10 protein-coding genes are annotated in these 19,456 nt (G+C 70.9%); 3 read left to right on the forward strand and 7 right to left on the reverse strand.

Going from position 1 to position 19,456, the window contains the following annotated elements:
- Positions 1-417: 417 nt before the first annotated feature.
- Complete coding sequence (locus KALB_RS28480; RefSeq protein WP_030107720.1) at positions 418-1,545, reverse strand: DUF418 domain-containing protein; 1,128 nt, start codon at positions 1,543-1,545, stop codon at positions 418-420.
- 230 nt (positions 1,546-1,775) lie between these two features.
- Between KALB_RS28480 and KALB_RS28485 the strand changes: the two genes are divergently transcribed.
- The 3 genes from KALB_RS28485 (at position 1,776) to KALB_RS48760 (ending at position 11,279) form a co-directional block, all read left to right on the forward strand.
- Complete coding sequence (locus tag KALB_RS28485; RefSeq protein WP_025359090.1) at positions 1,776-2,735, forward strand: alpha/beta hydrolase family protein; 960 nt, start codon at positions 1,776-1,778, stop codon at positions 2,733-2,735.
- 273 nt (positions 2,736-3,008) lie between these two features.
- Positions 3,009-9,011, forward strand: a complete 6,003-nt coding sequence (locus tag KALB_RS44365) for a non-ribosomal peptide synthetase (RefSeq protein ID WP_025359091.1) — start codon at positions 3,009-3,011, stop codon at positions 9,009-9,011.
- A 219-nt stretch (positions 9,012-9,230) separates the two neighbouring features.
- A complete protein-coding gene (locus KALB_RS48760; protein WP_201771832.1) occupies positions 9,231-11,279 on the forward strand; it encodes a macrolide family glycosyltransferase in 2,049 nt (682 codons plus the stop codon).
- Between the two features lie 56 nt (positions 11,280-11,335).
- On the opposite strand, the gene KALB_RS28500 is transcribed toward KALB_RS48760, so the two are convergent.
- Genes KALB_RS28500 through KALB_RS28520 form a run of 6 tightly spaced genes read right to left on the reverse strand, consistent with a single transcriptional unit; the run spans position 11,336 to position 19,353 of the window.
- Positions 11,336-12,550, reverse strand: coding sequence for a cytochrome P450 (locus KALB_RS28500; protein ID WP_025359093.1), 1,215 nt, complete (start codon positions 12,548-12,550; stop codon positions 11,336-11,338).
- A gap of 2 nt (positions 12,551-12,552) precedes the next feature.
- Entirely contained in the window at positions 12,553-13,767 is a 1,215-nt protein-coding gene (locus KALB_RS28505; RefSeq protein WP_025359094.1) for an amidohydrolase family protein, read from the reverse strand.
- Positions 13,754-16,768, reverse strand: a complete 3,015-nt coding sequence (locus tag KALB_RS28510) for a non-ribosomal peptide synthetase (protein WP_025359095.1) — start codon at positions 16,766-16,768, stop codon at positions 13,754-13,756. Before KALB_RS28510 ends, KALB_RS28505 begins: the two co-directional genes overlap by 14 nt.
- A 10-nt stretch (positions 16,769-16,778) precedes the next feature.
- Positions 16,779-17,072, reverse strand: a complete 294-nt coding sequence (locus KALB_RS45830; RefSeq protein ID WP_051912850.1) for a cytochrome P450 — start codon at positions 17,070-17,072, stop codon at positions 16,779-16,781.
- The gene (locus tag KALB_RS28515) at positions 17,063-18,082 is read right to left on the reverse strand and encodes a cytochrome P450 family protein (protein ID WP_051912851.1); all 1,020 of its coding nucleotides are present in this window, start codon (positions 18,080-18,082) and stop codon (positions 17,063-17,065) included. The genes KALB_RS45830 and KALB_RS28515 overlap by 10 nt, the downstream gene beginning before the upstream one ends.
- Positions 18,079-19,353 carry a glycosyltransferase gene (locus KALB_RS28520; RefSeq protein WP_025359096.1) on the reverse strand — a complete coding sequence of 425 codons (1,275 nt, stop codon included), beginning with the start codon at positions 19,351-19,353 and terminating at the stop codon, positions 18,079-18,081. Before KALB_RS28520 ends, KALB_RS28515 begins: the two co-directional genes overlap by 4 nt.
- Positions 19,354-19,456 lie beyond the last annotated feature (103 nt).

The raw sequence follows: 19,456 nt of genomic DNA on the forward strand, positions 1-19,456 counted from the left end.
CGACCGGAGCTGCGGGCTTGACTGACACGATCGGGCCCCTCTCTGTCGCACACGCCTGCATGATCAACGGAAGCGAGTTGCTTCTCACCCATCGGTCTTGTCATGGCACCTGGCAACCGGATCCAGCTGGCTTCGATGAGAGCGCGCTGACTGCCGGCGAAAACCACGGCTGCCGGGCTGTACGGTGTTCTTGGGCGAACTGCTGAGCCCTTCCTCTTTCCCTGACAGGTGTGGACATTCACGTGCATTGCGCTTGGGCTGGCTGCGGGGATCGTGTTCGCCAGGGAGCAATCCTCATTCCACGTTAGGGACGGGCGGCGAGGCTGGGAAGGGGGCCACCCGCGGCGATCGCCCGGTTGGCGATACCGGATGTCCGGCAGCGCCACATCCGGCTGGTGCGAACGTGTTCCGGCGAGATCACCGGATCAGTCGTGCCGGTGTCGTCGCGAGGTACAGCAGGTGCTCCAGCGGCCCCCTGCGGAACGCGCGGCTCCACAGCGTGGCCAGCGCGGCAGTGGTGAGCACGAACCCGAGCAGCACCAGTAGCGGCGGGGTGCTCATCGTCTCCGGGTCGAGCAGCCACATCGCCAGCACGTGCCCGACGTAGGCCGACAGTGACATCCTGCCGACCGCGATCACCGGAACCAGCAGCACACGCGGTTTGCGGGTCAGCCACGTCGCACCGGCCACCACCAGCAGTGCACAGCCCAGCGCGCCGAGAACCTCGAAGGTCGTCCCGCTGTGCGGTGTGGCGACCAGCAGCCCCGCGAGGGAGTCCGTGCTGACCGCGCCCGGTTCGCTGGCGGCCACGGCCGCCGCGTGCGGGGACGCCAGCAGCGCCGCCCGGCCACCGAACACATTCAGCGCCAGCCACGAGCCCCCGTACCCGGCGAGCAGCAGCACGGTCCCCAGCCAGGCGATCCTGCGCAGCACCGGCGCGGTGCTGATGTCGATCCGGCCCAGTGCCATGCCAGCGATGACGAACGGCATCCAGGTGATCGCCGGGTAGGTGCCGGACACGAGCAGTTCCGCGATGCCGTCCACGACTGTGTCGGGAGTCTCAGTCTGCGGCACGGCGCCCGCGAAGCGGATGGCGAAGGACAGCTGCGGGCCGACGACCGCGAACACCGCGGCGAGCACGGCCAGCGCGCGGGCTCGCAGCCGCACCAACGGCAAGGCGAGCAGGAAGTACACCCCGTAGTAGGGAATGATCACAGCCACCGAGGTGTCGAGCAGGGCCAGCGCGATGCCCAGTACCACCAGGATCACGGCGCGGATGGCGATCCGGGTCATGGCCTGCCTGCGGTCGCGGCCGGACACCGGCTCGGTCCGGCCGGTGAGGATCGCCACCGAGACCCCGGCCAGCACCGCGAACAGCGCCGAGGAACGGCCGTGCGCGAGCTGCAACACAGCACCGAGCACACCGCCCTCGGTCTCCGGGTCGGGTCCGACGTGGGCGGCGTACATCCCGAACACGGCCAGCCCCCGGGCCAGGTCGATGCCGACCAGCCTGCCCGGCCTGGGGTCGCCTCGCTGCGCTCGCACGGGAATCTCCGACACAACCCCAGCATTGACGACGCCACGGCCGGGACATCCGACGACACGCCGAGCAGCTCGACGGCATCGACATGCGGGCCAGCGCCTCTACCTGTCGACGCTGGCTCTGGCCACGATCTCTCCTCCCGGGCGGCCGTTGACAAAGCGGAACGTCGCTCCATATAGTTCCGGAACTACGCTCCGCTTTGAGTCCGGCAAATGGAAGGGAACTGCACATCATGGGTGAACCGACTCACGCAGCCGACACCGTCAGCGCGCCCACTGCTGTCCTTTCGGTCAGTCCGGTGGTGCTGCCAGCTCCCGGCCGCGCCGTGGATCTCCAGGTGCGGGTCTCCGCGCCCGTGACCGGAACCGAGCTGCCGATCATCCTGCTCTCGCACGGCCAGGGCTACTCGAACAACCTCTCCTCGCTGAACGGCTACGCCCCACTCGCCAACTTCTGGGCGGCACACGGATTTGTCGTGATCCAGCCCACCCATCTGAGCTCGAGGACGCTGAGCCTGGACACCGACGACCCCGAGGCGCCGCTGTACTGGCGATCGCGGGCCGAGGACATGACACGCATCCTCGACCAGCTCGACGCGATCGAAGCCGCCGTCCCACAGCTCCTCGGGCGCCTGAACCGAAGCAAGGTCGCCGTGGCCGGGCACTCGATGGGCGGGCACACCGCGAGCCTGCTGCTGGGCGCGCGGCTCACCGATCCCTACGACGGAACGGAAGTGAACCTGGCCGAACCTCGGATCAAGGCGGGCGTGCTGCTCGCCGCGCCCGGCAGGGGCGGCGACGCCCTCACCGAGTCCGTGGCCCAGAACTATTCCTTCTTCTCGACCACGGACTTCTCCCATATGACAACGCCCGCGCTCGTGGTCGCCGGTGACAAGGACACCTCCACCCACCTGACGGTCGCGGGCGCGGACTGGCACACCGATCCGTACCTCCTCTCCCCTGGTCCCAAGTCCCTGCTCACCCTGTTTGACGCGGAGCACGGGCTCGGCGGGATCTCCGGATATGACGTCGCCGAGACCACGGACGAGAACCCCGAGCGAGTCGCCGCGGTCCAGCGGCTCACCTGGGCCTACCTCCGCACCGAGCTCTACCCCGGGGATTCCGCTTGGCAGGCAGCGTGTGACGCGTTGGCGGCCGACCCCAACCCGTTCGGACGCGTCGAATCCAAGTAGGCCCAACGAGGCACCATCTGCACATCCGCTCAGGTGCGGCTGTCGCCGAACGGCGGTTCCGGCCACCTCGCGTTCAATGTCGCAAAGACACCCTTACGTGGCAATAGTGCCGTTGGCCCGACGTCCACGGCCGGTCCCGCGGCCGCCCCTGGGAGGCCAGGCTCCGACTGGTAGTTGTGAATCAAACTTCTCCCGCCGATCGTCGGTAGTGCGTGCTCCGAACGGTTGGGACCATTCGCCGACCTGGGTGGACTTTGATGATGGGACAGGCCGGTGAACGACCCCTGCACTGCCCGAAAGGGCTCGGCCGATCCGATCGCGGTCGTGGGCATGGCTTGCCGCATGCCCGGTGGCGTCAGCGATCCGGACTCCTACTGGCGGTTCCTGCGTCGCGGCGGGGACGGCATCGGACCGGTGCCACCGGACAGTTCGGCGGCCGGGCGCACGTTCCGGGCCGGGCTGATCGATGGACTGGACCAGTTCGACGCGGCCAGGTTCGGCATCGCACCGAGGGAGGCCGCCGCGATGGACCCGCGGCACCGGCTGCTGCTGGAGGTCGGCTGGCAGGCGCTGGAACACGCCGGGTGTGCCCCACAGCGGCTGGCCGGGCACCCGACGGGAGTGTTCGTCGGGATCGCCGGTCACGGACACACCACGGCCGAGCGGTCGGCGTACGACCTGACCGGTACGACCCCGTTCGCCGCCGGGCGGCTGTCCTACCAGCTCGGGTTGAGCGGGCCGAGCCTCGCGGTGGACACGGCGACCTCGTCCTCCCTGGTCGCCGTGCACCTGGCCTGCCAGAGCCTGCGCACCGGCGAGTCGGCGATGGCGTTGGCCGGCGGTGTGAACACGGTGCGGTCGGCCGACTGGTTCGAGGTACTGGACAACGCACGGATGCTCTCGCCAACCTGCCGCAGCCGAGTGTTCGACGTGCGCGCCGACGGGTACGTGCGCGGCGAGGGCTGCGGGCTGGTCGTGCTGAAGCGACTCACCGACGCCGAGGCCGCCGGCGACCACATCTGGGCGGTGATCCGCGGTTCGGCGGTCAACCAGGACGGCCGCACGGTCGGCATCACCGCCCCGAACCCGGCGGCGCAGAGCGAGCTGATCCGGCAGGCGCTGCGCGGTTGCGGCATCCGGCCCGAGCAGGTCGGCTACGTGGAGGCGCACGGAACCGGCACCCCGGCCGGTGATCCGGCCGAGCTGCGCGGGCTGCGCGAGGTGTTCGGTGAGCGGGACCTCCTGGTGGGGTCGGTGAAGGCCAACATCGGCCACCTGGAGTCGGCGGCCGGGATCGCCGGGTTCCTCAAGGCGGTGCTGTGTCTGGTGCACGGCGAGGTGCCGCCGCAGCCCAACCTCGCCGAGGTCACCCCGGAAGCCGGGCCGATGCGGATCCCGACCGAAGTCACGGCGCTGCCCAGTCCGGCCGTGGTGGGGGTGAGTTCTTTCGGCGCCAGCGGCACGAACGCCCACGTGGTGCTCGAACAGGCTGGCCGTGAGCGCTACCGGAACAGCTCCCTGCTGGGCAGGCGGCTCTCCTCGCCGTTGGACACCGTGCAGTTCGAGACCGAGTTGGCACCGGCCGACCTGCGATTGCTGGACGAGCACGTGGTGGCCGGTGTGCCCACGGCGAGCTTCGGGCTGTACCTGGCGACGGCGCTGGCGGCGGCGAAGGAGCTACACGGTTCCGAAGCCGTGACGATCACGGATTTCGAGGCGCTGCAAGAGCTTCGAGTGGATCCGGCAGAGCGGCTGCGGGCACAGTTCCTGGTCGAACCGGACGGCTGGTTTCGGCACTGCTCGGAGCGGGACTCCCAGTGGCGGCAACACTGCCGGGGCCGCCTCGAAACGGGCGCCCAAGAGTCCACTGTGGACTTCAAGGCACTTCTGACCACGGCGGGGAGCAGCGGGGAGGAGCTCTACCGTCGACTGTGGCGCCGGGGTGTGTACCTGGGCGCCTCGGCCCGATGTATCGAGCGCGTCTGGCATCGCGGCGCCGAATCGGTGGCGCTGATCAAGCGGCCCGAGACGGTCGCCCAGCTGATCGACGCGATGTTCCAGCTCGCGGAGGTCCAGCCGGACCGGATCGGATACTTCACCTTCCTTGGCCTGCCAGCGAGTTCCGAGCTGTACTGTCACGTCAAGCAGGGTTCGGCCGTGCTGGCGGAGCCTTCCGGACGAGTGGTCGCCGAGGCACACCGGGATCGGGTTCCGCCCGCGCACAACGAAGTGCGGGACGTGGTGGCCTCGATCGTGGCGCGGGTGCTCGGGCTCGAGCAGTTGGCCGTGGACGAGCCGCTGGGGAACCTGGGGCTGGACTCCTGGATGGCGATGGAGGCCTGTGAGGCGCTGCGCGCCGAACTCGGGGTGGCGCCGACGCTGGAGGCCTTCCTCGATGCCCAGGACGTGGTCGAACTGGCAGCCAGGCTGGACACCGCGCCGAAGCGGCAACCGGTGCTCGCCGAGGTGGACGCCCGGTTCGAGCCGTTCCCGCTGACCGACCTCCAGCAGGCCTACCTGATGGGCCGCTCCACCGCCTTCGAGTTGGGCGGGGTGAACACGTACTCGTTCATCGAGGTCGACGTGGCCGGGCTGGACCTGGACCGTCTCAACAGTGCCCTGTCCGTGCTGATCGAGCGGCACGACATGCTGCGCGCCGTGATCAGCCCCGAGGGCACCCAACGGGTGCTGCCCGAGGTGCCCGGCTACACCATCCGTGCCACGGACGGACCGGCCGAGCGGGTCGGCGCCGAGATGAAGGCCCGGGTGTTCGACCCGGCGCGGTGGCCGCTGTTCGAGATCAGGGCCACCCGGCTGGACACGCGGACCACCAGGCTCCACATCGGACTGGACGCCCTGGTCGTCGACGGGTGGAGCTCGGCCCTGCTCTTCCGGGAATGGGCGCAGGTCTACCACGAGGGCAGGGAAGCGCTGCCCGAACTGTCGCTGACCTTCCGGGACTACGTGACGGCGACCGCCACCCGGCAGGATCCCGAGAAGGCACTGCGATACTGGCGCGAGCGGGTTGTCGAGATGCCGCCTGCCCCGCAGTTGCCGCTGGCCAAGAACCCTGCCCTGGTAGGAATTCCGGAGTTCGCGCACCACGACGCCCGGCTGTCCACTGTGGAGTGGTCTGAGTTCCAGCGGTTGGCCGGGACCCGCGGGGTCACCCCCTCGGCGGCGCTGTGCGCGGCCTACGCCTGGGTGCTGGCCACCTGGAGCGGGCGCAGCCGGTTCACCCTCAACGTGATGTTCTCCAACCGGATGGCGTTGCACGAGCAGGTGGACGCTGTGGTCGGTAACTTCAGCACCACCACCCTGTTGGAGGTCGACACCCTGGCCGCGCCGACCTTCGCCGGGGTCGCCGAGCGGGTGCAGCGCAGGCTGTGGACCGATCTGGAGCACAGCGAGGTCTCCGGGGTGGAGGTGCTGCGTGAGTACAACCGGGCGCGCGGCAACACCGTCGGGGCCAGCATGCCGGTGGTGTTCGCCAGCATGGTGAACTTCGCCGCCAGGGAGCAGGGCGGCGGCATGACCGGCATGGTGCACCACCTGCTCGGACTGGGCGAGGGCGGCACCGAGGTGTCGGCCAGCGTGCGCACACCGCAGGTGTGGCTGGACCACCAGGTGATCGAGGAGGCCGGCGAGCTGGTGGTGAACTGGGACGTGGTCGCCGACCTGTTCCCGGAGCACCTCGTCGAAACCATGTTCCGGTCCTATGTGGAGCTTCTTCGCGGGCTGGCCGGTGACCCGGATCTCTGGCGGAGCACCGCGCCCAACCTGGTGCCGCCCGCCGAGTTGGCGGCCCGGCAGGAGGCCAACGCGACCGAGTGGCCGGTGGAGCCCGGGCTGCTGCACGAGCCGTTCCTGCGCCAGGTCGCGAAGGATCCGGCGGCCATCGCCATCGCCGGCCCGGACCTCACCTACGGCGAGTTGGACGAGCTGTCCGACCGCGTTGCCCACTGGCTGGGCGAACGGGCCCGCGGGCGACTGGTCGCGGTGGTCATGGACAAGAGCCCGCACCAGGTGATCGCCGTGCTGGGCACGCTCAAGGCCGGCGCGGCCTACGTGCCGATCGACGCCGAGGTGCCCACCGAGCGGCTGCGGGTGCTGCTCACCGAGTCCGGGGCGGCGGCGATCCTGACCCAGCGCCACATCGAGCAGCGCACGGAGTGGCCCAGCCAGGCGCCCCGGCTCAGCGTGGACGGCGAGTTGCCCGAAGGCGCGGTGCCGCAGACCACGGCGCGGCCCTCCGACCTGGCCTACGTGATCTTCACCTCGGGCTCCACCGGCACCCCCAAGGGGGTGATGATCGAGCACGCCGCCGCACTGAACACCGTGCTGGACGTCAACGAGCGGTTCGGCATCGGCCCGGCCGACCGGGTGCTCGGCCTGTCCGCGCTGAACTTCGACCTCTCGGTGTACGACATCTTCGGCACCCTGGCCGCCGGGGCGGCGCTCGTGCTGCCCGAGCCCGGGGCGCATCGGGAACCCGCCCGCTGGGCCGAACTCGTGGCCGAGCACGGGGTGACGGTGTGGAACAGCGTGCCGACCCTGATGGAGATGTTCGTCGCACACCAGCCGCGACGGGTTCCGCTGCGGGTGGTCATGCTCAGCGGCGACTGGATCCCGGTGACCCTGCCGGCGCGGATCCAGGCCATCGCCCCGGACGTCTCCGTGTACAGCCTCGGCGGTGCGACGGAGGCGGCCATCTGGTCGATCTGCTACCCGATCACCGAGACCGACCCGGACTGGGCTTCGGTCCCGTACGGCAAACCCCTGCGCAACCAACGGTTCCACGTGCTCGACGAGCTGTGGCGGCACTGCCCGACCTGGGTGACCGGTGAGCTGTACATCGCCGGGGCCGGCCTCGCCCGGGGCTACCTGGGCGACCCGGACAAGACGGGGGCCAGCTTCGTGCGGCACCCGGAGACAGGGGAACGGCTCTACCGGACCGGGGACCTCGGCCGGTACCTGCCCGACGGCACCATCGAGTTCCTCGGCCGACGGGACTTCCAGGTGAAGGTCAACGGGTACCGGGTGGAACTGGGCGAGATCGAGGCCGCGCTGCTGCGCGACCCCAGGGTTCGCGCGGCGGTGGTGACCGTGCTCGGTGAACGGCACAACCTGCGTCTGGCCGGATACGTGGTGCTGACCACCGAGGCCTCGCCGGAGGAACTGGCCGCCTCGCTGCGCAACGAGCTGCCGGACTACCTGGTACCCAAGCACATCATGGTGCTGCCCGAACTTCCCTTGGGCGCCAACGGGAAGCTGGACCGCTCCGCGCTGCCCGCGGTGGACGAGGAACCGGTCGAGCTGGTGGCCCCGCGCGACGAGGTGGAGCAGCAGCTCACCGGGATCTGGCGGGAGTTCTTCGCCGATCGCGAGTTCGGCGTGTCCACCAGTTTCTTCTCGCTGGGCGGCAACTCCCTGCTCGCGGTGCGGATGATGTCGCGGATCAGTACGGAACTGGACCGCTCACTCCCGCTGTCCGTCCTCTTCGGACACCCGACGATCGCGGCGCTGGCCGAGGTGGTGCGGGACTCGCGGGTGCGCTCGCGAGAGGCGCTGGTGCCCATCCGGGAGACCGGATCGCTGACCCCGCTGGTGCTCGTGCACCCGGTCGGTGGGGACGTGCTCTGCTACTCGGCCCTCGCCGAACTGCTCGGGCCGGACCAGCCCGTCTACGCCCTACAGGTACCCGATTCCGCGTTGAGCTCCATTCCCGAGATGGCCAAGCACTACGTGCAGACACTGCCCGGCGGCCGGTGCCGGCTCGGTGGCTGGTCCATGGGCGGCATGATCGCTCTGGAGATGGCCACCCTGCTCGACTCGGTGGAGCGGGTCGACCTGATCGACATCATCGAGCCGCCTGGCGCTCGCACCGAGCCGGTGGCCGACGAGCGGTTGTATGCCTGGTTCGCCCGCGACCTGGCCGGACTGTCCGGAGTGGACTGGACGCCCGGTCACTGCGAGAGCCTGCGCGGGCTGTACTCGCAGGCCCGAGCCGCCAAGGTGCTGCCCGCGGACGTCGATCTCGACACGCTGGCCGCCATCTTCGAGCGGTTCGCCCGCAACACCCGGGCGCTGCTGGCCTACGAGGCTCCCTCGTACGGCGGGCAGGTGCGCATCCACCGGGCCGGTGCGGCTCCCGAGGTCGCTCAGGCCTGGCTCGACCGGTGCACTGGTGACGCCCGCGTCATCGACCTTCCCGGGGACCATTACTCCGTGGTCCGCGAGCCCGATGTGCGGGCACTGGCGGAGGCGTTGCGGTGATCAGCAACGACTGCGCAAGCCCACCACATAGGACATCCGGCAAGGGAACCGATGCTGCCCGTAATCAGTACACCGAGGGATCCCTGTACTGATAAGGAACTTCGATTCCACACGCGACAAGCTGACGAGAACTCCCCCTGCCGACAAAGGACTAGGGAATTCATTGGGAGCACACACCAGGTCACCGGCACATCGATTCGTGGCGCGAGTATGGCGTGCATGGCCACTGTCGAGCAGCACCTCCTCTATCTCAGCCTTCCCCTGTACGGCCACGTCTACCCGACGCTCAACTTCGCCGAGGAACTCGTGCGTCGCGGGCACCGGGTCACCTACGGCGCCAGCGAGTCCTTTTCCGCTGAGGTCGAACGCAGTGGCGCGCGCCTGCTGGTCTACCCCGACGAGATGGCCGACAACGCCACGTTCGCCGGCATGGGCGAGGTGACCACAGCCAAGGCGACCCTGATGGGGATGCGGTTCGTCGAGCAGAGCCTGCTGCTGATCGACGAGTTGGGCGAGGCGCTCGAGGGTGACCGACCGGCGCTGATCCTCGCCGACCCGATGATGTTCGACGCGGCCATGGTGCTGGCCAGGCGCTGGCAGGTCCCGGTCGTCATCACGCACCTGCACTTCGCCTATGACGACAACGTGGACTGGCGGCAGGCACGACTGGAACAGGCGTTCCCCGGGCTGGACGACCCCGAGCTGATCGAGCTGGGCGGGCGGTTGGCCAAGGCGAAGGCCGCACACGGGCTCGGCGAGGACGAGTCGGCGAGCACCCGGGAACTGGCGCTGTGCTTCCTGCCGCCCAGCTTCCATCCGGACCGGGAGAAGCTCGCCCCCAACCACCAGATCGTCGGCCCCGCCGTCGAGGGGCGGTCCTACGTCGGGGACTGGCAGCCGCCCTCGGACGGCAAACCGGTGTTGCTGATCTCGCTGGGGTCCATGGTCAAGCAGGACAAGGACTTCACCCGGCTGTGCGTGGACGCCTTCGGCGAACTGGACTGGCACGTCGTGCTCACCCTTGGCGGCGAGGCCGAGGGTGCGGGCCGCGAGTACCCGCCGAACTTCGAGGTGCGGTCCTGGGTGCCGATGCGCTCGGTGCTGGCGCACGCCTCGGTGTGCCTGAACAACGGCGGCATGGGCGCGATCATGAACTCGGTCCGGCAGGGCACTCCCATGCTGTTGGCACCGGAGCTGATCGATCACCACGCCACGACGGCCCAGGCGGTGCGCACCGGGGTGGCCCGCACGATCGACCTCGCGCGGACAACGGCGGCGCAGCTCAGGCAGGCGGTGCTGGACGTGGCGGCCGACGAGCGGATGCGGGCGGCCGTTTCCGCGCTGCGGGCGGAGATCGTGGCCATGGACGGCGCGGTACGGGCCGCCGACCTGGTGGAGGAGCGCCTGCGTGAGCTGGCGGCGCTGTCGGAGATCGGTTCGACGGCGCTGGGGGTGGCCATGGCGCGGGCCCAGGAGAGCCTGCGGCCCGATCGGCTGTTCGAGGACCGGTTGGCCGCCGAGTTCGTCCGCGCCTCCGGCGCGTGGCAGGCGCAGCGGTTCGAGGAGGACGCCACAGTGGTCTCCTCGGCGATGGGCGACTATCTGGCCCTGCGGACGAAGCTGTTCGACGACTACCTGTTCGGCGCCGCCGAGGCCGGTTGCCGACAGGTCGTCGTGGTGGCCGCCGGGCTGGACAGCAGGGCGTACCGGCTGCCGTGGCCGGAAGGCACCCGAGTGTACGAAGTGGACCGTGCGGACGTGCTGGGGGTCAAGGAGTCAGTACTGGCCAGGACGGGGGCCGCCCCGTTGTGCCAGCGTGTCGTGGTGACCGCCGACCTGCGCGAGGACTGGGCACGCAGCCTGCTGGACAGCGGGTTCGACCCGCGGCTGCCCAGCGCCTGGCTGCTGGAGGGCCTCGTGGTGTACCTCAGCGAGCAGGACACCGACCGGTTGCTGGCCGGGATCAGCGAGCTCAGCGCGCCCGGCAGCCGGATCGCCATCGAGGCGCTGACCCGCGACATGCTGCTGACCGAGCCGACCAGGCAGCTGCTGGCAACCGGGCAGGACGACACGTTGGCCATGCTGGTGTCGTTGTGGCGCAACGAATCCACCACCGAGCCAACGCGGTGGCTGACCGTCCACGGCTGGCAGGCACACACCCGCGAGCTCGCCGACCTGGCCGCCGAGCACGCACGCCCCATGCCGCCCACCTTCGATCCCCAGTACCCGCACACCTGCCGCGTCGCCCTGCTGTTCGGACAGCGCTGACGTGATGAGGGGAGCAGCCCCGGGCTGCTCCCCTCATCACGATCCTCAGTGGACGGTCAGTCCCGGCGCACCGCCGAGAACCCCAGCGACATCCGGGCCGGGCCGCGCAGGTTGATGTGCGGGCGGTAGACCAGCGAGCTCTCGTCGACCTCGGGGCGCACCACCCTGGCGGTGAACCTGCGGAACACCACGGCGGCCTCCAGGCGCGCCAGACCGGCACCGACGCAGTAGTGCGGGCCTGCCGAGAACGCCAGGTGCGTGGTGTCCTCGCGCTCCAGGGAGAACACGTCCGGGTCTCGGTGCAGCTCGGGGTCCCGGTTCGCGGCGGCCAGCATGAGCGCGACCATGCTGCCCCTGGGCACCTCGGCCGAGCCGATCACAGTGTCCTTTGTGGCCAATCGGTGGGTCAGCTGCACCGGTGCGTCGTAGCGCAGTGTCTCCTCCACCGCCCGCTCGGCCAGCGACGGGTCGGCGCGCAACCGGTCGAGCTCCGCCTGGTTGCGCAGCATGGCCAGCAGCCCGTTGGAGATCAGGCTCGTCGTGGTCTCGTGCCCGGCGACCAGCAGCAGCCCGATGGTGGCCAGCAGTTCGCCGATCGTCAGCTTCTCACCGCGCTCCTCGACCCGCACCAACTGGGAGAGCAGGTCGGTACCCTCCTCGCGAGAGCGCACGGCGATCAGCTCGCCGAAGTAGGCCGCCAGCTCGCCACCGGCCTGTTGGCTGGCCAGCACGGTCTGCTCGTCGGCGGCGCCGACCGGGTCGAGCGCCCTGGTGATCACCTCCGACCAGCCCCGCAGCAGTGGGCCGTCCTGCGTCGGCACCCCGAGCCACTCGCTGATGACGGTGATCGGCAGCGGGGCCGCCAGGTCCTCGACCAGGTCCATGCCGCCCCGCTCGGCAGCGGCGTCCAGCGCGTCGTCGACGATCTTGGTGATCCTGGGCGCCAGCCTGGCCACGGCCCTCGGGGTGAACGCCTTGGACACCAATGAACGCAGCCTGGTGTGGTCGGGCGGGTCGAGGAACAGGAACGACTGAGGCGGTGCGTCGGGCGGCAGCGGGTCCAGGCTCGGCCGGTTGCTCATCCTCGGGTCGTGCAGCACGCGCAGGCAGTCGCGGTGCGAGCCGACGGTGGCCAGCGAGCCGTCGGGGCTGACAAGCGGCCCCTGCTCGCGCAGCGCGCGGTAGAGCGGATAGGGATCGGCCCGCACGCCGGGATCGAACAACGCGGCCAGCGGGTTGGCCTGCTGGGTGGCGGCGTCCGCAGTCGTCATGGTCACTCCACTCCTCGTTGACTGGCAAGGCAGGCCTCGCGGTCGCACCGCACGCCCTGGCGCCACACTCCCGAGATCGCCCTTGTCGCGGTGATGTCCTCGGTCGGGTCGCCCTCGACCAGCAGCAGGTCCGCGCGCAGCCCCGGCCTGATGCGCCCCCGGTCGGCGAGCCCGAAGTGCTCGGCGGGCGCCGAGGTGGCCGCGACCAGCGCCTGCACCGGGCTGAGCCCGGCTTCGACGAGCAGGGCCAACTCCCGGTGGATGCTCACCCCGTGCACCACGGGAGCCGACTTGCCGGGCACGTCGTCGGCGTCGGTGCCCGCGAGCACGCGCACCCCGGCCTCGTGCAGGCGGCGCACGCTGGTGAGGGCGTTGGCGAAGTCCGCGTCCGGTCCGAGGTGATCACCGGCCAGGCTCTCCCGGCTCTCGGTGATCGCGGCACGCAGCCGTTCGGGCAGCCGCGGGGCGAGGCGCGGATCGTCTGCCAGGCTCCGCCCGCCCGGTGCGCCCGCGGTCATCTCCATCATGGCCAGTGTCGGGATGTGCACCTGCCCCCGGCGCGCCGCCCGGTCCGCGATGTCGGCGTCGAGGACCTCCGCCAACGGCACGTGGGTCACGGTGTCCACCCCGGCCTCCAGTGCCAGTCGCACGCCTTGGGCGTCGCAGATGTGCGCGACCGTGCGCAGGCCCCGTGCCCGCGCGGCCTCGGCGACCGCCGTGACGGTGGCCAGGTCCAGCGAGGGCACGGACATGCCGTGGGTGGCGCCGTTGTCGAGCACGATCTTGATGTACTGCGAGCCCTCAGCCACCCGTGCGGCCACGAACGCGTCGGCCTCTCGCGGTCCGTCCAGGGTCGGCGCCTCAGGCACGACCGTGCTGGCGTATCCGCCCGGCGGACCGACCACGGTGCCCGCGCTGTACAGCTCGGCCATGTCGGTCGCCGCGGCGGCAGCGGTGCGCAGTTGGTCGGCCAGCGGTGGCGGGTAGCAGAACATGTCCAGTTCGGTGGTGACGCCGAAGGCCAGCGCCAGCTGGAGGTTGCCCGTCCACCCGAAGACGTGCGTGTGCGCGTCGATCAACCCGGGCAGCAGGGTGTGCGTGGCCGGGCCCTCGGCGGGCAGGGGCTCGACCTCGGCGATCACCCCGTCGCGGACGAGCACCCTGCCCCGCTCGATCACCTGTTCGCCGTCGAAGATCCGCACGTCATCGAACCGCACTGGGCCTCCTCGCGGACCTGGCCAGCGAGCACACCGCCGCCAGGGTCGGGTTGCCGATGACCTCGGGCAGTCGGCGCATGAACTCCCGCTCGCCCCCGGCGCCGACCACCTCGGCGCAGACCTCGGCGACCATCTTGATCATGGCCGTCGAGGTGCCGCCCAGCTGCGTGAACTCCGAGTCACCGGCGATGGCGGCTCCGTCCACGCCGAGCACCTTTGCCCAGATGGCGCCGATCGCCGCCTCGGTGTCGTCGGTGGCCCGCGCGCCGCCCGCGGGCGCGGCGGTGGCGAAGGGGTCGGGCAGGGCGTTGACGTCGATCTTCCCGTTCGGGCTCACCGGCAGCTCGGCCAGTGGCGTGATGCTCACCGGGACCATGTGCGCGGGCAGCAGATCCGCCAGGAACGCCCGGAGTTCGGCGGGATCGGCCTCGGTCACCGCGTAGCCGCACAGCACCTTGCCCCGCTCACCGCGACGCACCCCGGTGACCACCGCGCTGCGCACCGCCGGATGGCGTTCCAGCGTCCTGGCCACCTCGTCCGGCTCCACCCGGAACCCGTTGACCTTGATCTGGCGGTCCACCCTGCCGAGGCAGGCCAGCCAGCCGTCGGGCAGCAGCCTGCCGAGGTCGCCGGTGCGGTAGGCACGGGTGCCGTCGGCCAGGCGCACGAAGCGGTCCCTGGTCAGGTCCGCGCGGCCGTGGTAGCCGCGCGCGAGTTGCTCCCCTGCCAGGTAGATCTCGCCGACCTCGCCGGGTGGCACGGCACGGCGGTGGCCGTCGAGCAGGAACACCCGCGTGTTGTCGCCGGGCAGCCCGATGCTGAGGTTGCCAGGTCCGCTCTCGCCCCGGTAGACCGTCGCGGTGCAGGCGATGGCCGCCTCGGTGGGCCCGTACGCGTTGACCACCCGGCAGTCCGGCCCGAACAGCGCCTGCGTGCGCTCGGCCACCGAGGTCGGCAGCGGCTCACCACAGGACACCACGAACCGGTACCCCGACAGCTGGAGGTCCATTGTGGACAGAATGTCCAGGTGGACCGGGGTGAGCGAGGCGGCGTTCGCCCCGGACTCGGTGAGCATCCTGCGCAGCACGACGTGGTCGGGTTCCTCGGGCACCAGCACGACCGTCGACCCGGCCAGCATCGGCGGGAACAGCGTGTTGTACGCCCAGTCGAACGACATCGGCGCGATCAGCGGGATCCTGGTCGTGTCGTCGAAGCCGTAGGCCCTTGCCGCCCACAGGCTGTAGTTGACGATGCTGTGGTGCTCGATCTGCACGCCCTTGGGGCGCCCGGTCGAGCCGGAGGTGTAGATCACGTAGGCCAGGTCACCCGGTCGCACGGCGTCGGCCGGTGCGGGCGCGTCGCTGGTGGGCACGGAGTCCAGCACGATCACCTCGACGCCCGGGACGCGGTGGGCGTCGGCGCGCGCGGCGAGGCAGATCCGCGCACCCGCGTCGGCGAGCAACTCCCCCAGCCTGCTGTCGGGGTTGCGCGGGTCCAGCGCGAGGAACGCGGCCCCCGCCTTGAGCACGCCCCAGATCGCGGTCACCGCGGCCGGGCTCCGATCGGCGAGGATGCCGACCACGGTGTCCGGCCGCACGCCGGTCCCGCGCAGCACCGCGGCCACCGATTCGGCCCGCCGGTCCAGTTCCGCGTAGGTCATCGGCCCCTGCGGTCCGTCCAGTGCCAGCGCGTCCGGGGTCCTGGCCACCTGCTCGGCGAACAGGGCGGTCAGCGTCGGTGTCGGCGGCAGCGCGCGGTGCGTGTCGTTGCCAACCCACCGCTGGTGGGCGGCGGGCGCCAACGACTCGGCGATGTCGTCGAGCAGTTCACCGAGGCGCTCGACCATGCCGGGGCCGTCGTACCAGGTGGCCACGATCTCGGTACGTCCGTCGCACTCGGCGATGTCGAACAGCGGCATGGACGCGTAGCCGAGGCTGGGCAGGCCGTAGACGGTGGTCGCCTCGAAGGACTCGGTGGACAGCTCGGCCAGTTCGAACCTGCCCAGGTGCGACAGTGCCGCGCTGCCGCCGTAGTCGCGCTCGGCGATCTGGATCGACTCCTCCTCCCTGGTGTCCAGGAAGTCCCTGATCTCGGCCAGCGAGTACTCGGCGAGCGGGCCGTAGTCGAAGTGGTCGACCAGGTCGTAGTTCTCGGCCAGCAGGGCCAGCAGCCGGTCCTGCACCTGAGTCCAGTCCTCGCCGCGCCCGGTCCGCAGGGTGATCACCTTGGCCAGACCGGCCGTCGTGCGCAGCTCCGGCAGGTGCCTGCGCAGGTCCACGGGGATCCAGAAGCCACCCTGGTCCAGTCCACTGGCGGCGGTGAGCGCGGCGGCGATCTTGGCGACCACGGCGGGGTGGTTGCCGGGCACGGTGCGGCGCAACCAGAAGTGGCGCCGTGGAGTGAGTTCGCTCGGCCTGGGCAGCACGGACGGGATCGGCGTCTCCGGTGCGGGCTCCTCCTCGCACGCGGGCTTGGGCAGGCTGGCCAGCAACTCGTCGATGTTGCGGGGATCGGTGGCCCCCAGCGGCTGTTCCCCGCGCAGGGCGCGGAAGACCTCCTGGATCCACGTGCGCATCCCGGCGCCGTCGGTGACGGCGTGGTGTGCGCGGAACAGCACCGTGGAGTCGGTCCCCTCGATCAGGACCACCTCGCAGGTGGGGCCGCCCTCCTCGACCAGGCCCTCACGGATGTTGGGCTCGTCGGCGAACTGCTCGAAGTCGAACCGCGCGGCCTCGACGACCCGGACCCTCGGCGCGAGGCCGGTGTCCCGCCACACCGGCTCCTCGGAGGTCAGCGCCAGCCGCATCCCGGGGCAGGCCCGCGCCGCGACCGCCACGGCCTCGGTCAGCCGCTCCGGGTCGATCCGGCCGACACCCTCCACGAAGGTGGTGACGATGATGGACATCCTGGGCGGCTGGATGAGGAAGCCCAGTTTGTCGGTCTGGGCGAGCGGCCGCGCGAAGTCGGTGGCCTCGCCGCCCGCGATGGCGATGGTGGTCATGGCGGTGTCCTTACCCCCCAAGGGAAATCCTGGTTCCCGTGTGCTGAACGGGAATGGTCGAGCAGCCACGGATGTTGCGGGTCTGCTTGTAGCGGGCGGGTCCCGCCTGCCCCAGTCCCGGCATGCGCTGGAACAGCCCGCGCAGTGCGGCCGCCGCGGTGATCCTGGCCAGACCGGCACCGAGGCAGTAGTGCACGCCGCTGGAGAAGGCGAGGTGGTCTCGGACGTTGGCACGCAACGGGTCGAAGCGCGTGGGGTCCGGGAAAGCCGAGGGGTCGCGGTTGGCCCCGGCGATCAGCACCACCAGCTGGCGCCCTCGGCCAGGTCCTGTCCGGCCACCGTCACCGGCTCGAGTGCCTTGCGCAGGGTGAACTGCACCGGCGGCTCCAGCCGCATGATCTCCTCCACGATCGGGGCGGCCAGTTCGGGCTCGTCCAGCAGTGCGGTGCGCAGCTCGGTGTCACGCATCAACCGCAGCGCCCCGCTGCCGATGACGTTGATCGTGGTCTCGAACCCGGCGACCAGCAGCAGGCCGATCAGCGCGACCAACTCGCGCACGCCCTGGCTGGACTCACCCAGCTCGGAGCGGGCCAGCTTGCTGATCATGTCGATGCCCGCACCGGTGCGGCGGCGGGCGAGCAGGTCGGTGAGGAACTCGGTCATCTCCGACACCGTGCGGTGCACGGCCCTGCGCTCGGCCATCGTGCGGATGCCGTCCAGGGTGCCGGTCAGCACGCTGCCCCAGCGCGCGAAGCGGACCTGGTCGGCGGCGGGGATGTCGAACAGCGCGCTGATCACCTGGATCGGCACCCGCGCGGCGAACTCCGCCACCAGGTCGAACCGGGCCCGCGCGGACACCGCGTCCAGCGCCTCCTCGACGATGCGGTGCACCTGGGGCGTGAACTCGCGCAGTGCCGACGGGGTGAACCACGGGGAGACCAGGTGCCGCAGCCTGGTGTGGCCGGGCGGGTTCATGGTGAGGATGGACTGCTCCATCGGGTGGACCAGCCGGTACTCGTCGCCGGGTTCGCGGTTCCAGTCCACGCCGCCGTGGTCGACGGCGGGTTCGACGCCGAACCTGGGGTCGCGCAGCACCGCCTTGCCGGTGCCGTGCCCCGCCGTCAGGTACAGCCCGATGACGTGCCTGCTGACCTCACCGCGCGCCCTGATCCGCTCGTAGTGCGGATACGGGTCGGCCAGCGCCCTGCGGCCCAGTACGGTGGCCACCGGGTCACCGGTCAGGGCCAGTCCGCGCACCACCGAGCGCATGGCCAGCGTGGTGAGGCCGATCTTCAGTTCCCGCAACGGGTTCACGACTGCCTCCTCGGGTCGGCCGCCGCGGTCCGCACGAGCCGTTCCACCGCGGCGACGACCTGTCCCGCACCGTCCTCGGCGCGCAACCTGGCCGACAGCTCCAGTGCCCGTTCGCGGTAGGGCTGGTGCCCGATCGCGGCCCGGATCGCCCCGGCCAGCCGCTCGGCGGTGAGCTTGCGGTGCGGCACCGGTTTGGGGCCCACCCCGAGCATCGTCAGCCGGGACGCCCAGAACGGCTGGTCGGCCAGCACGGGCACCGACACCGTCGGGCGACCGGCCAGCAGCCCTGCCGCGCTGGTGCCCGCGCCGGCGTGGTGCACCAGCGCGCCCATCCTGGGGAACAGCCACGAGTGCGGTGCCTCGCCGATGGTGATCGACCGCGTCGACCTCGCGCGCAGGTCCGCCCAACCGGCCTGGATCACCCCGCGCACCCCCGCCGCGGCCAGCGCCTCGTCGACGAGTCGGCTCAGGCGTGGCGCGTCGCCGAACACCCGGCTGCCGAAGCCCACGTACACCGGGGGCGGCCCGTCATCGAGGAACTCGAGCAGCTCACGCGGTGGCCGCCACGCGGGGTCGGGCGCGGGCCACAGGAAGCCGGCGACGTCCAGGCCCTGCCGCCAGTCGCGGGGGCGCGGCAACAGGGTCGGGCTGTAGCCGTGCTGCACCGGCCACGCCGACATCGCCCTGGTCAGCTCGGCCGGGCTGAGCGCGGGCAGGTCGAGCCGTGCCCGCACGGCCTTGATGGCGCGGGCGAAGATCGCGCCCATCGAGCCGAGTACGAGGTGGCCTGCCAGCCGGTTGCCCAGCCCGCCCAGCGAGCGGCCGAACCCCAGCAGGGAGGGCGGGTGCTCCGCGGTCGGGAACGCCGGTTGCAGGAAGACGCCCATGCTGGGCAGGCCGAGGTGCTCGGCGACGTGGTAGCCCAGCGTCGCGGGCATGGACAGCAGCAGCACGTCGGCGCGCTCGCAGGCGGCCAGCCGGATCGCCTCGGCCAGCTCCACCATCTCCTCGGTCATCAGCCGCATCAGCCTGGCCAGCCCGAGCGGTCCGGTGCCGATCTTGGAACCGTGCTGGACCTGGGTCCACGAGGTGGCCGACCGCGGGTCGCCAGGCAGGGCGACGAACTCGGCGCCGGCCGAGGTGACCAGCTCGGCGAAGGGCCGGTACGCGGCGATGGCGACCTCGTGCCCCTCCTGGGCGAACCGCGCGGCCAGTCCGGTGTAGGGGGCGACGTCACCACGCGTCCCCACGGCCACGATCACAACCCGCATGGCGACCCCACCTGACCTCGGAATGGATTTGCCGTCGTGGCGGTATTGCGATCCGGCCAGACGGCAATCCACGGCCGGACGCCCTTCCAGTCTTACCGTCGAA

This window comes from Kutzneria viridogrisea DSM 43870 (genome assembly GCF_000525635.1).
Taxonomy (GTDB): Bacteria; Actinomycetota; Actinomycetes; order Mycobacteriales; family Pseudonocardiaceae; genus Kutzneria; species Kutzneria viridogrisea.